Origin of the sequence: Halorarum halophilum, from assembly GCF_013401515.1 — an archaeon.
Lineage (GTDB): Archaea > Halobacteriota > Halobacteria > Halobacteriales > Haloferacaceae > Halorarum > Halorarum halophilum.
Map to the genome: position 1 here is coordinate 664,550 of NZ_CP058529.1, position 12,970 is coordinate 677,519.

The following is a 12,970-nucleotide window of genomic DNA, read 5'->3' on the forward strand; positions in this document are numbered from 1 at the left end:
GGGCGTCCTCTCGGGATGCAACTCCATGAGTACGAACCCAACCAGCGGACGACCCGAATCGAACGGGAGAGGCGTCGTCGTCACCACCCGGTCGGAACTCGAGGCCGCCTTCGAGGACCTCTCGCCCGGCGAGACGGTGTACATCAGCGAGGAGAACGCACCGTACCGCACGACCGACTGGCTGGACATCGACGTCGACGACGTGACCGTCGTCGGGCCCGGCGTGCGGACGCTCATCAGACCGGCCGCCGGGGCGAACGTCGGCGGGTTCCGGATCGGCCACAATCGACGCTGCCGGGGAACCGTGATCCGGGGAGTCGGGTACCAGGGCACGCCGGTCGAGCCGCGGGGCGCCAGCGACAGGCACCACGGCATCGCCGTCAGGGACGCCAGGAACGTGACGCTCGAACGGAATCGCATCCGGGAGACGTACCCGCGGGGGCACGGTGATGGGGGCTGCGGGATCAGCGTCACCAGGGAGTGTTCCAACGTTCGGATCGTCGACAACCGCATCCACGCGTTCGGCGACCGGGGCGTCCAGCTGGGCGGCGAGCGTATCGTCGTGTCGGGGAACGAGATCGCCAACGGACTCGACAGGGCGATCGCCTGCGACATGTGGTACCCGGACCACCGCAACCACACCGCGGAGAGCGTCTCGATATTCGGCAACATGCTCGGGAACACGGTCGAGGGAAGCCTCGTCGGCGTCGCGCGGAACTCGCCGCGCAGATCGGACCACGGCTACGTCAACATCTTCGGGAACGTCGGGTTCGGCTCGCACAAGTCGTTCTGTCACATCCGGGGCCCGCGGCCCGTCCGGAACGTCAGCATCCAGAACAACGTGAGCCGTCAGTCCACCGAACGGCTCCGAACGGAGGAGACGACGAAGTTCTCGGGGGTGGCCATCGACGGGAAGGGAGGGGGGAACCTGGCCGTCAAGAACAACGAGCTGTACGACTACAGCGGCCACGGCGTCAGGATTAACAGCACCGTCGACGGACTCACCGTTCAGAACAACACGGTCTCCTCGCCGGGAATCGCCGGAATCAGGGTGATCGGCGACGTCGATGGCGTGGTCAGCGGCAATCACGTCAGGGACCCGGCCGAAGCGGGCATCCTGCTCGACGGGACCTCCGGCGTCGCCGTCAGGGGGAACGACGTCCGAGGGGCCGGAACGTACGGTATCGTCACGAGGGGGTCGAAGTCGAACGCGAGCACCGTCATCGCGGGGAACTACGTCGTCGCCAACGACCGGAACGCGGAGGACGGATCGTTCCCCGGGGTTCTCGTCGACGACCGCGGCGTCTGGGTGACGGGGAACGCTATCCGGCATCCCGGGGCGCCGGCGATCGCCGAGGGGGACGGCGCCGGGAGCAACGTCTTCCAGGGGAACTGGACCGGCGAGGAGCGGCCATGGCGGATCACGAGTTCGACGTCCCGGGTCCTGAACAACACGCCGGCGGTCGACGTTCACCGCGGCCTGCGGACCCGTTCGGACCGACCGACGGTCTCCGTCGAGTTCGACAGCCCCTACGCCCGCCCCCCGCGGATCTCGTTCGGACGGACGGCCGGCGGCGTGCGCGAGCGGTCCTTCGAGACCGACGGCGACGGCAACTACGTGGGCGTGACGATCCGGGCCAGGAACTCCGATGCGCCGCTCGACGTCTTCGTGGACGGGATGTGAGGACAGCGCTCCGAGGGGATGGGTTCTGCACACTCGCCCCGGTCCCCCGCCGGCGCGTTCACATTCCCATATCCGTCGCGTTCTCGGGGACCGGGAGTTCGTCGACGCCGACGCCGAGCAGTTCGGCCGCGTGGTCGAGCGCCATGTCGAAACCGTAGTAGCGCTCCAGTTCGTCGCCGTCGGCCCCCGTACGGACCTTCAACATCGCGTACCCCTCGAGGTTCTGCGCGACGGCCGCGGTCCGGCCGTCGCGCTCGAAGGTGAGCACGCGCTCCGCGTCGGTCGTGTAGTATCGGGCGGTGACGCCGTCCGCCTCGGCTTCGCTCATACGTGGCGGTCGGGACGCCGGGTAATCGAAGCTTCGGATGCCGACCGGCGTGCTCGCCGCTCGGCGACGGGAAATGCGGTATGAATGATGGACGAACCGGCGTTGCCCGGGGGTTCCGTCGCGGGGAATCCCGGGTGCCTCCTCGGCCCCGCGACCCGACGAGCGACGGGCGTTCGGCGGTGGGCTGCTCGCTTCCGCGCCTGGCCCGGTGCCGCCGACGAACCGCGGGCGAGCACCCCTGCGGGTGCGACCCGACGGACCGCTGTCCCCGGCGGACGAGGCTTCGACGTCGGCTTCCGGGGCCCGCGACGGGCGCCCCGGACGCGGCCGGCGTTCGGTCCCCGCTAAAGACTCTCTCACGGGTTACGGGCAGGGCCTAACTGCCCGACCTAGTCCAGTTCGTGCTAGACCGGACCGACTTATGGGCCTTGCGGTCCGGCCCCGACTCGACCCGACAGATTCTCGGTACAATAGGCGGAAATCGCGGGACGCGACCGCGGAAGCTTTCCCCGTCGGCGCCGTCTCACCGACAGTCGATGCGGGAGGACGAACTGGCGACGGCCGTGGTGGCGCACTTCGAGGCCGCCTTCGACGACGTCGAGGTCCGCCTCGAGGAGCCGTACGACCACTACGGGAACCGGGGGGTCGTCGACGCGTACGTGCGGGTCCGGACGCCGGCCCGGGTGGAGTACCTGATCGAGCTCAAATCGGACGCGGCGCTCGGGCACGTCACGGGCGCGAACGAGGTGCTCCGGCAGTACCGGCGGATGGAGCGCTACTTCTACAAGGACGACGAGCACGGCATCCGGAAGTCTGTCGGACGGGACGGTCCGGGTGTGTACGTCATGCTGCTGTTCGCGCCCACCAGCCGCTGCGTCGAGCACGTGCACGAGCACCGCCGGCTCTACGGCTCGGTCGAGGAGTCGGGAACGGTCGCCGGCGTCCCCGCCACCCGGAAGGTCGCGTTCCTGACGAACCTCGACGCGGCGGCGGAGGGCGGGCTCGGGTTCCTCGCGGTGAACGGCGACGTCGCGATCGGGAGCGATGCGTTCGCCCGGATGGTGCCGTCGGGATCCCGCCTCGCCGGGGCGCTCGCCGACGCGCAACTCGCGGAGTCGGTCGGGGACTGATTCGTCCGCGACGTCCGTGTCTGTCGGATCGAACCCTTCGACGTCAGGCAAGACTCGCGCGAGCGTACGCGGCGGCGCTGCCGGCCACGACGCCGGTGCACGCGAGCACGACCCAGCGGTGGGACGTCATCCAGTCGGCGCTCGGGGGGAACGAGAGGACGTTCTGGGGGTCGACCGTGAACGCCCAGAGCGCCGTCAGCGCGAGGAGTCCGAGGCCGGCGACGACCGCGACGCCGGCGACCGTGTCGGGCGCGGTTCGACGCTGCTTCCCGGAGAGGAAGACCACCACGAGCAGCGCCGCGAGGAAGCCGGTTCCCCAGACCCCGACGGGGCCGCTGGCGTAGTACACGGAGAGCCCGGTGCCGGGCTCCCCGATGAGCACGTACGGCGCGGCGAGCGCGAGTAGCGTCGCGAGACAGCCAACGATGCCGGCTACGGGCGCGGCGTCGGCCAGTTCCATACCCGGAATCCGGACGGACGGCACTTAACCAGTGCACGTTTCGGCCGGGAGGGAAACTGCGAAGTGGCCCCGGGCCGGTCGCTCGATATGGACAGAGTCGCAGTCATCGGCGCGTCGATGACCCAGTTCGGGCAGCGCGACGCGTGGATACGTGAACTGCTCGCCGAGGCCGGGCAAGCGTGTCTCGACGACGCGGGCGTCCCGCCCGACGCGGTCGAACACCTGTACGTCTCCAACATGGCCAGCGGCGAGTTCGAGGGACAGACGGGCGTCCCGAACGCGCTGGCACACGACCTGGCGGCCATGCCGGCGTACACCGCCCGGATCGATCAGACCTCCTCGTCCGGCGGCGCCGGCGCGTACGCGGCGTGGCAGTCGGTCGCCTCCGGGGCCTCGGAGATGACGCTGCTCGTCGGGGGGGAGAAGATGACCCACCGCTCGACCGCGGAGGCGACGGACGTCATCGCGTCGCTCACGCACCCCGTCGAGTACAAGCACGGCGTCACGCTCCCCTCGTTCGCCGGGTTGACCGCGCGGCTCTACCTCGACACGTACGACGCGCCGCGGGAGAGCCTCGGCAAGGTCGCCGTGAAGAACCACCGGAACGGCGTCGACAACCCCCACGCGCAGTTCCGCAAGGAGGTGGACCTCGACACCGTCCTCGACTCGCCCATCGTGGCGGACCCGCTCCGCCTCTACGACTTCTGTCCGATCACCGACGGCTCGGCGGCGCTCCTGTTCTGCCCCGAGTCCGTCGCGCGGGAGTACGCGGACGAGTACGCGGTCGTCTCCGGGATCGGGGGTGCGACCGACACCCACGTCGTCCACGAGCGCGCGGACCCGACGACGATGCGCGGGGTCGTCGAGTCGAGCGACCAGGCCTACGAGATGGCCGAACTCCGACCGAACGACGTCGACGTCGCGGAACTCCACGACATGTTCACCATCCTCGAGTTCCTGCAGTTCGAGGACCTCGGCTTCGCCCCGAAGGGCGAGGGCTGGACGGCCATCGAGGAGGGACGAACCGAGCGTGACGGCGACATCCCCGTCAACACGTCCGGCGGCCTCAAGTCGAAAGGTCATCCGCTCGGCGCCTCGGGCGTCGCGCAGGTGTACGAGATCTACCAGCAGGTGATGGGCGATGCGGGGAAGCGCCAGGTCGACGCCGACGTCGGCCTCGCCTGCAACGTGGGCGGCTTCGGTAACTGCGTCACGACGACCATTTTGGAGGCGGAAGCATGAGAGAGAAAGACGGGAACGGGACTGGGGAAGTGCAGAAAGGGGAGGACGGGAGCAAGGGGGAACTGAAACCGACGTTCGAGGCGGCGTGCTACCCGGACGGCAGCCTCACGTACCCGCCCCACCCGGTCGGTCCGGGCGGTGAAGCGCCGGTCGACACCGTGGACCTGAGCGGGTACACCGCGGAGGTCGTCACGTGGACCACCTCCACGGCGACGCCGCCGGGGGTCCGCGAACCGAACACCCTGGCGATCGTCGAGTTCGACGTCGACGGGGAGCCGGTGCGGGCGATCGGCCAGGTCACCGACGAGGACGAGGTCGCCATCGGCGACGAGGTCGAACCGGTGTACGCCGAGGAACTGCGCGACCCCGACGCCGGCATCCGCGAACCGGCCAGCCAGTCGTGGGACGGCTACCGGTTCCGGCCTGTCGAGTAGTCCGGATCGCCGTTCAACACTCCTCGGCCATCGCGGTACGGGTCGCGTCGGGGTTCACCGTCGCCACCCGACAGTCGTCCGCACACGACTCGCAGTCGACGTACTCCACCTCGCTCTCGACCCCGCGGAGGAGGTCGACGAGTCGCTCGCCCTCCTCCGTCAGCCTGTATCGCGCCATCGGCGGCGACGCGGGTTCGTACTCCCTGACGAGGAGGCCCCGGCATCGAAGCTCGCGGAGCCGTCGCGCGAGGCTCTTCTCCGGGGCCCCGCCGACGCGCTCGCGGAGGTCGCCGAACCCGACCGGCCCGTCCGCGAGGCCGCGAAGGACGTGCAGCGCCCACTTCCCGGAGAGCGTTCCGTGGAGGTCGTCCAGCCGACGCTGCCACGTCGTTCCGCCGCTGTCGTCGCTCATCGTGGGCATCCAGACCCCGCCCCGGGATAACGGCAGCGCCGACTGTCGGTCGCGACAGTCGGAGTACCGGCGATGGAAACGCACGGCACTTGCGGGCTGTCGGCGGTGACAGTCGGCATCGGTGGGGAAGGTGATGTGGCGCCTCGGTGAGCCCGCATGTCCGAGACCGAGACGTGTGACTGTGGTATCGACCCGACGGAGACCGTCGACGTTCCGGCCGCCGTCCTCGCCGCGCTCGCGTGCGGGTGTGGCTGTGGGTGTGCGGGGAATCGAGGTGGCTGCCGGTGTTCGGAGAACCGGCGTGACTGTGGGTGTTCGGAAAGCCAGTCCGATTGCGGGTGTTCGGGAACTCGGTGCGACTGCCGACCGGTTCAGCAGTCGTGTTGTTGCTGACGCGTCCCGGCCAGGAAGCGGGCTGACCTCACTCGGCGGGTGACGCGTCGTCCCCGTCCGAGTCGTCGTCCGGTTCGTCCGCGTCGCGGCGTCCCGACCCGTCGTCCGCGGCACCGTCCCCGTCCGGCGACTCGGCCTTCCCCAGCTGTCGCTTGATGGACTCGAGTTCCGCCTCGACGTCGACTTCCGGGTTCTCCACGACAGCGTTCCCGGCTTTCTCGTCCCCTCCCTCGCTGTCCTCGCCCTCACCGTTTCCGTCCGCGGTAGAGTCCTGCTCCTCCCCGTCCGTCACGTCGATGGTCACGGCACCGTCGGCCGAGGCGTCCTCGGATCGCTCGCGGTCGCGCTCCCGGGCGACCGTCTCCCGGGACGCCGCGATGCGCTCCTCGATCTGCTCTGAGAGACTGCGTGCCTCCTCGATGACGTCCCGCGACTCCTCGTCCTCGGGGAGGTCGGCCTCCGCGAGCGCGGTCCTGAGCTGCGAGAGGGCGTCGCTCGCGTCCGAGGCCGCGCGCTCGCCCGCGCCGGAGAGGATCGGCGACAGCCGGGACCGGTCCCTCGCTGACACCCGGCCGCCGTCCCGATCCGTGCCGGCGGTGAGTTCGAGGAACCGGCGGAACAGTTCGAGCGCCTCGATCGTCGCCTGGAGCGTGGCGATGACCGTCGGGATGGTGTAGTCGTTCGTGAAGCGGAGGAGGTCGCCGACGCTGGGGGGACGGGGAGGGCCCCGTCGCCGCCGTCGTCCCCGCCCGTCGTCGAGTTCCGACCGTAGCTCCGAGAGGGTGGACTCCAGTTCCGAGAGGAGGGTCTCGAGTTCCTCGTCGTCACGGGGTGACCGGTCGCTCATACCCGGGGGTTGTGACGCTCGGGCGAAAAACCCTCCCCTGCACCTGAAACAGCGGAACGGGCGATTCGCCGTCGGTCGCCTCGCACGGACAGCGTGGCCGCAGTACGAGTATCCGAGTCCGTCACTCGGGCGCGACACGGCCGTACTGGACCGGCCACTCGACCGCGTCGTCCTCGCCGAGTTCGTGAGCGGCGTGGAGCGGCCAGTACGGCGAGCGGAGGAACTCGCGGGCCATCAGGACTGCGTCGGCGCGGTCGTTGCGCACGATCTCGTCTGCCTGCTCCGGTGAGGTGATGCCCCCGACGGTTCCGACGGCGATGTCGGCGTTCTCGTCCACCACGTGCTCGCGGATGGTCTCCGCGTAGGGGAGCTGGTAGCCTGGCCCGGCGTGGGGGACCTCCTGGGCCGGCGAGATGCCGCCCGAACTCACGTCGACGAGGTCGGCGCCGGCGTCGGCCAGGAGCGGGGCCAGCCTGGCGGACTGTTCGACGTCCCACGACTCCTCGTCGTCGATCCAGTCCGTCGCGGAGATACGGACGAAGACCGGTTTGTCGTCGGGCCACACGGACCGCACCGCCCCCGTAACCTCCCGGAGGAGACGCGTCCGGTTCTCGAACGAGCCGCCGTACTCGTCCGTGCGGTCGTTCGCGACCGGGGAGAGGAACTCGTGGAGGAGGTAGCCGTGCGCGGCGTGGACCTCCGCGACCTCGAACCCGGCCTCGAGCGCCCGGCCGGCGGCGTCCGCGAAGGCGGCGACGGTCTCCTCGATCCCGTCGCGGTCGAGGCGGCGTGTCGGGTGTTCGTCCCCGTCGCGAGGATACGGCTTCGCGCTCGGAGCGATCGTCTCCCAGCCGCCCGAGTCGAGCGGGACTGGGTCGCCGCCCTCCCAGGGGCGGTGGGTCGACGCCTTCCGGCCGGCGTGGGCGAGCTGGATCGCGGGCACCGACCCCTGCGAGCGGACGAAGTCCGCGACCGGCGCGAGCGCGTCGGCGTGCTCGTCCGACCAGATGCCGAGGTCGTAGGGCGTGATGCGCCCCTCGGGCGTCACGGCCGTCGCCTCCGCCATCACCAGCCCGGCCCCCCCGACCGCGCGCGAGCCGAGGTGGACGAGGTGCCAGTCCGTCGCCAGCCCGTCGGGCGAGGAGTACTGGCACATCGGCGACACCATCACCCGGTTCGGGAGTTCCGTCCTGCGCAGGGTCAACGGGGAGAACAGCGTCTCGACCATACGCGTCGTAACGGGGGATGGCTTAAATGGTCGATGTCGGGCGACGGCCTTGCCCCGATCGACGACCCGTGAGCGATCTTTCGGCGGACCAAAACCTATAAACGATTAGGTCGACCTAACTTCGGTAATGGCAGTCGCCGACGGCGAGAACGCGGACGAGGGGGAACGAAGAGTGGCCGTTGCGGCCCTCCGCAGTTCCCCGGGGAGAACGGTGTTCACCGAGGACGGGAACTGCGACGGCTGGATATCGACCGACCTGACGCTCGACGTCGAACGCTGAAGTCCCGGCGGAACGGATCCACTCTCGTCTACCTGTCGGTCCTGATCGAACGACTTCTCCGACCAGCTCCCGGTTCTCGATACCCACCGGTACTCGGTCGAGTGCGGAAAGAACGCGGAGTCGGAGGCGATCCGTTCCCGTTCGAACCGGGCGGACCGCGAGGAATGGACCCTACTCGGTCGTCACGGGCGCGTCCATCGCCTCGGGGAAGACGAGCGTGTCGTCCTCGAGGTAGTGCTCGACGTGGTGGGCGTCCTCCTCGACTTGGACGAGGTTCTCGCGGAGGATCTCGGCGGTCGCCGGGTCGCCGAGGTTCTCGGCGAGTTCGATGTGCTCGCGGAGCGTCTCGATGATGTCGCCGTACATCTCCATGTCGTTGGCGAGCGACGTGCGGATGTCGTACACGTCCTCGTCCTCGGCCTCGACGGGGGACGCCTCGGCGAGCGTCGTCATGTTCGCGTGCGGGACGCCGCCGAGAGCCTGCGCCCGCTCGGCGAGCTCGTCGGCGAACAGTTCCGCGTGTTCGGCCGCCTCGTCGAGGAACAGGTGGAGGTCGCGGAACTCCGCTCCCTCGACGTTCCAGTGGTGTTTCTTCAGCTGGTGGTAGAGGACGTACGTCGCCGCCAGGTCCGTGTTGAGGGCGTCGACGATCTGCTCGGCCTTCTCCGCGTCCATGCGGAGCGCCTCGCTCCCTTCGACCGTCCCCTGGGTCTGGCGAACGTGCTTCTGGGTGCTCATTGCGTCCGTAACTTGGACACGGAGCCACTTAAACCTATACGAACGAGAACTCCAGTTTTCGATTGGCCAAAACTATTTCCCCATCTGTGACTCGAGCGAGCGTAGGCTAGTATCGCGATCACCAGTTAGGTGGGGGTAGCGGACGCCGAATTCTGTCCTTCGGTGCGTTTTCCGTTGGGTTTGCCCGACCAAAACAGTACCCCGTCGGAGTGTTATCCGAACCGTCTCCACGATTCGTCGGTTCGCTCCGGGTTCGGGACCGTGCAGCGGCGTTCTCGAAACTGACGACTGGAAGCCTACACTTAAGTAATGGTCCTGTCATTTCAGTACAATTGTCGTGCAGAACGTGGTACCTACGATGAGCGACGACAGGCGGCCGATCGGTCGCGAGCGACCGTGATGACGGTCGGACTATCGGCCAGCGCGACGTACCTGGCCCTGCTCGGGATCGCCGTGGTCACCAGCGTCGTCACCGCCGTGGCGTCGTGGCGATACTACGAGCGGACCGGGGGACGAGCGTTCGGCGTGCTCACCGGCGCGGTCGCACTCTGGGTGCTCGCCGACCTCACTGGCCTCCTGAGCCGGACGCTCTTCCAGGCGATGGTCGCCCAGCGTGTAACGTACTTCGCGATCAGCGTCGTTCCGGTCGCCTGGGTCGTCCTCGCGTTCAGGTACGTCGGGCGGCCGGGGATGGTGAACCGGCGTCGCGTCGTACTTATGTGTCTCGTCCCCGCGGCGACGCTCCTCGTCAGCCTGACGAACGACCTCCACCACCTCCTCTGGCGGGTCCACGGGATCTCGCAGGACGGGGTCATGACGACCGTGGTCAGCACTTCCGGGCCGTGGTTCTGGGTCCACACCCTCTACTCCTACGGGTTGCTCGCCGTCGGGGCCGGCGTGTTCGTCAACTGGTCGCTCCGGACACGGGACGCCTACCGGTCGCAGTCGGTCGCCGTCCTCGCCGCCGTCGCCCTCCCATGGGCGGCGAACGTCGCCTACGTGACTGGCCTGGTCTCCGTTCCGGCCGACGTGACGCCGCTCGTGTTCCCGGTGACGTGCGTCCTCCTCTGGATCGGCCTCTTCCACTACCGGTTCCTCGACGTCGTCCCCGTCGCGAGGGACCGCGTCGTCGAGGAGATGCGCGAGGGCGTCGTCGTCCTCGACGATCGGGACAAGGTGGTGGACGCCAACCCCGCCGCCCGACGACTGCTCAGGCCGGACGAGATCGTCGGCCGGCACATGGACTCGGTGTTCAACGCGGAATCCGTCGACCGCTTCGGCGACGTCGTGGAGGGACGCGGTCGCATCGCCGTCGACCGCGAGGACGGAACGTGGCACTTCGAGGTGCGCATCTCGCCGCTCTCCGTCGACGCCGGGGAACGCGTCGTCATCTTCCACGACGTGACGGAGGAGGAACGGCACCGCGAGCGCCTCGCCGAGCAGACCGCCGAACTCGAGCGCCAGAACGAGCGGCTCGATCGGTTCGCGTCGGTTCTCAGCCACGACCTCCGGAACCCGCTGGCCGTCGCCCGCGGCTGGACCGACGTCCTCGCCGAGGACGAGGTGAACGAGGACGCGCTCGAACGGGTACACAACGCACACGATCGCATCGACACGATCGTCGACGACACGCTCGCGCTCGCCAGGTCGGGAACCGATCCAGAACTCGAACCGGTGGCGCTGGACGAACTGGCCCGACGCGCCTGGGAGAGCGTCGAATCGGGGGGACGCGTCGAGCCGGGCGGACGACTGGACGTGGACGCGGGCGTGGTCGTGATGGCGGACCCGGATCGGACGATGCGGCTGTTCGAGAACCTCTTCCGAAACGCGGTCGAGCACGCGGGAAGCGACGTAGAGGTGACCGTCGGCCTGCTCGATGGGCGCGAGGACCCCCATGCGGACGGGGAACTCGATGGTGGTAGCGTCGGGTTCTTCGTCGCCGACGACGGCCCCGGCGTCGACGAGGACGACCGCGACGCGGTGTTCGAGTACGGGGTCTCGGGGGACGGCGGCGGCACCGGACTCGGGCTTGCGATCGTCCGCGACGTCGCGGAGGAGCACGGTTGGACCGTCGACCTCGAATCGACTGAATCCGGGGGCGCCCGGTTCGCCGTCCGCGGACTGGTTCCCGCTGAAAGGGAAACGCCCTTGTAGCCGACATACGGACTCACGAGTATGAGTGACGACGAACCCGCCGAGGACCCGACCGAGGAGGCGGGCGAGGTGGCCCCCGTCGTGTCGCCCGAGGACCTCGAGGCGCGGCTCGACGAGGCCGCCGAATCGCTCGAGAACGCGGAGACGGAGTCCGACCTCGACGAGGTGGAGACGACGCTCGACGCCGTCGAGGCCGACCTCGAGGCCGCCGACCTCCCCGAACCGGACGAGGACGACGAGGACGCGGAGGACCCACGCGAGGAACTGGAGTCCCGCCTCTCGGAGCTCCGGGACGAACTCGAGGAGAAGCGCGGCCCGTACGCCGAGGAGGTCGTCGCGGACATCGAGGACGCCCAGGCGACGCTCCGGGACACCCGATGGACCGAGAACGGCGCCGAGGAGATCCCCGAGGCCGTCGACTCCTTCCTCGAAGCGGTGAACTGGGAGCTGGAGACGAACCTGTCCCGGACCGGGACGGAGCCCGAGGGACTCGCCGCCGACCTCGACGGGGCCATCGAGGCCGTGGAGGACGCCGATCTCGATCCCGACGAGGACGCGGAGACGATCTCGGCGCTGCTCGACGCGACCGAGGAGCTGCGGAACGACCTCGAGGACGCCGAGGAGTGGGACGACCTGGAGACGAACGAGCAGCTTCGGGCGCAGGGGTTCTACGACGTGCTCGGACACTACAAGGACTTCCCGCCCGAGTGGGCCGCCCTGAAGGAGTGGGAGAAGCGCGGGAACGTCGAGATGGTGCTGCTCGCGCTCGACTCGCTGCAGTCCGACTTCATGGAGCGGCACGCGCTCGAGGCCATCACCCGGATGAACGACCAGGGCGCGTTCGAGGCGATGCACCAGCGCGCCGGGAAACGGGACAAGCCCTCCATCCGGGCGCTGGGGAAGATGGGTGCCGAGGACGCCGTCGAGACGCTCGTCGAGTACGTCGACGCCGACTCCGACCCCGCGCTCCAGAAGGTGACGTTCAAGGCGCTCGGCGAGATCGGCCACGAGGACGCCGTCCAGCCGCTCGCCGACAAGCTCGTCATGGACAACGACGAGGTCCGCCCGCTGGCCGTCCGGTCGCTCGGACTCATCGGCGACACCCGCGCCGTGGACCCGCTCGCGGACGCCGCATCCGACGACGACAGCGACACGGTCCGCGCGGCGGCGCTCTGGGCGCTCCGGCAGATCGGCACCGAGGAGGCGCTCGAGGCGGCGGCCGAGCACGTCGACGACCGCACGTTCATCGTCCAGACGGAGGCCGAGAAGGCGCGGGACGCCCTCGACACGGACGAGGGCGAACCCGAACGGGCGACCGCGTAAGCAGCCTCGCTCACGTCTCCACTTCCTCGTCCGACCGATCGCCCCCCGCGGTTCGACAGTTCCCTTCCGTTCTACAGCAGCTCGCCCAGGAACAGCAACGCGAAGCCGCTGCCGACGAGTAACCCGCCGGCACGACCCAGCCAGGTGTGTTCCCGGAGTTCCCGGGGCGCGATGTCGATGTCGTAGCTGTCGTACTCCTCGCGGTACTCGACGTACGAGGGATACTGCATGAACTCGACGAACACGAGCACTCCCCCGACGACGCCGAGCGCTGCGCCGGCGAGCGTGAGTCCCTCGGCGAGCGTGACCATACCCCG

General features: G+C 69.2%; 14 protein-coding genes and 1 other RNA gene. 7 read left to right on the forward strand and 8 right to left on the reverse strand.

Annotated elements, in window-relative coordinates; translation table 11 throughout:
- Positions 1-25 precede the first annotated feature (25 nt).
- Entirely contained in the window at positions 26-1,684 is a 1,659-nt protein-coding gene (locus HUG10_RS03495; RefSeq protein ID WP_179168236.1) for a right-handed parallel beta-helix repeat-containing protein, read from the forward strand.
- A gap of 58 nt (positions 1,685-1,742) precedes the next feature.
- On the opposite strand, the gene HUG10_RS03500 is transcribed toward HUG10_RS03495, so the two are convergent.
- Both HUG10_RS03500 and ffs read right to left on the reverse strand, forming a co-directional pair.
- The gene (locus tag HUG10_RS03500; RefSeq protein ID WP_179168237.1) at positions 1,743-2,012 is read right to left on the reverse strand and encodes a DUF7111 family protein; all 270 of its coding nucleotides are present in this window, start codon (positions 2,010-2,012) and stop codon (positions 1,743-1,745) included.
- Between the two features lie 85 nt (positions 2,013-2,097).
- Positions 2,098-2,412, reverse strand: an RNA gene (gene ffs, locus HUG10_RS03505) — signal recognition particle sRNA.
- 136 nt (positions 2,413-2,548) lie between these two features.
- On the opposite strand from ffs, the gene HUG10_RS03510 reads away from it, so the two are divergent.
- Entirely contained in the window at positions 2,549-3,142 is a 594-nt protein-coding gene (locus HUG10_RS03510) for a hypothetical protein (RefSeq protein WP_179168238.1), read from the forward strand.
- 43 nt (positions 3,143-3,185) lie between these two features.
- Here HUG10_RS03510 and HUG10_RS03515 read toward each other — a convergent pair whose 3' ends face one another.
- On the reverse strand, positions 3,186-3,602 hold the full coding sequence (locus HUG10_RS03515; protein ID WP_179168239.1) for a DUF7548 family protein: 417 nt from the start codon (positions 3,600-3,602) through the stop codon (positions 3,186-3,188).
- 87 nt (positions 3,603-3,689) lie between these two features.
- Here HUG10_RS03515 and HUG10_RS03520 point away from each other — a divergent pair, with 87 nt between their 5' ends.
- Entirely contained in the window at positions 3,690-4,844 is a 1,155-nt protein-coding gene (locus HUG10_RS03520; protein ID WP_179168240.1) for a thiolase family protein, read from the forward strand.
- The gene (locus HUG10_RS03525; RefSeq protein ID WP_179168241.1) at positions 4,841-5,278 is read left to right on the forward strand and encodes a Zn-ribbon domain-containing OB-fold protein; all 438 of its coding nucleotides are present in this window, start codon (positions 4,841-4,843) and stop codon (positions 5,276-5,278) included. The genes HUG10_RS03520 and HUG10_RS03525 overlap by 4 nt, the downstream gene beginning before the upstream one ends.
- A gap of 13 nt (positions 5,279-5,291) precedes the next feature.
- Here HUG10_RS03525 and HUG10_RS03530 read toward each other — a convergent pair whose 3' ends face one another.
- From HUG10_RS03530 to HUG10_RS03540, 3 genes are all read right to left on the reverse strand, one after another.
- Entirely contained in the window at positions 5,292-5,690 is a 399-nt protein-coding gene (locus HUG10_RS03530; protein WP_179168242.1) for a winged helix-turn-helix transcriptional regulator, read from the reverse strand.
- Positions 5,691-6,111: 421 nt separating this feature from the next.
- Entirely contained in the window at positions 6,112-6,930 is an 819-nt protein-coding gene (locus tag HUG10_RS03535) for a DUF7547 family protein (RefSeq protein WP_179168243.1), read from the reverse strand.
- A gap of 121 nt (positions 6,931-7,051) precedes the next feature.
- Positions 7,052-8,158: an NADH:flavin oxidoreductase/NADH oxidase gene (locus HUG10_RS03540; RefSeq protein ID WP_179168244.1), complete on the reverse strand. Its 1,107-nt coding sequence runs from the start codon at positions 8,156-8,158 to the stop codon at positions 7,052-7,054.
- A gap of 127 nt (positions 8,159-8,285) precedes the next feature.
- Between HUG10_RS03540 and HUG10_RS03545 the strand changes: the two genes are divergently transcribed.
- A complete protein-coding gene (locus HUG10_RS03545) occupies positions 8,286-8,438 on the forward strand; it encodes a hypothetical protein (protein WP_179168245.1) in 153 nt (50 codons plus the stop codon).
- A gap of 171 nt (positions 8,439-8,609) precedes the next feature.
- Here HUG10_RS03545 and dpsA read toward each other — a convergent pair whose 3' ends face one another.
- Complete coding sequence (dpsA, locus tag HUG10_RS03550) at positions 8,610-9,176, reverse strand: DNA starvation/stationary phase protection protein DpsA (protein WP_179168246.1); 567 nt, start codon at positions 9,174-9,176, stop codon at positions 8,610-8,612.
- Between the two features lie 399 nt (positions 9,177-9,575).
- Here dpsA and HUG10_RS03555 point away from each other — a divergent pair, with 399 nt between their 5' ends.
- Positions 9,576-11,330 (forward strand): sensor histidine kinase, encoded by a 1,755-nt coding sequence (locus HUG10_RS03555; protein ID WP_179168247.1) that lies wholly within the window; start codon positions 9,576-9,578, stop codon positions 11,328-11,330.
- 21 nt (positions 11,331-11,351) lie between these two features.
- On the forward strand, positions 11,352-12,653 hold the full coding sequence (locus HUG10_RS03560) for a HEAT repeat domain-containing protein (RefSeq protein WP_179168248.1): 1,302 nt from the start codon (positions 11,352-11,354) through the stop codon (positions 12,651-12,653).
- Positions 12,654-12,724: 71 nt separating this feature from the next.
- Here the strand turns inward: HUG10_RS03560 and HUG10_RS03565 are convergent, their stop codons facing one another.
- Positions 12,725-12,964, reverse strand: coding sequence for a hypothetical protein (locus HUG10_RS03565; RefSeq protein ID WP_179168249.1), 240 nt, complete (start codon positions 12,962-12,964; stop codon positions 12,725-12,727).
- Between the last annotated feature and the right edge of the window lie 6 nt (positions 12,965-12,970).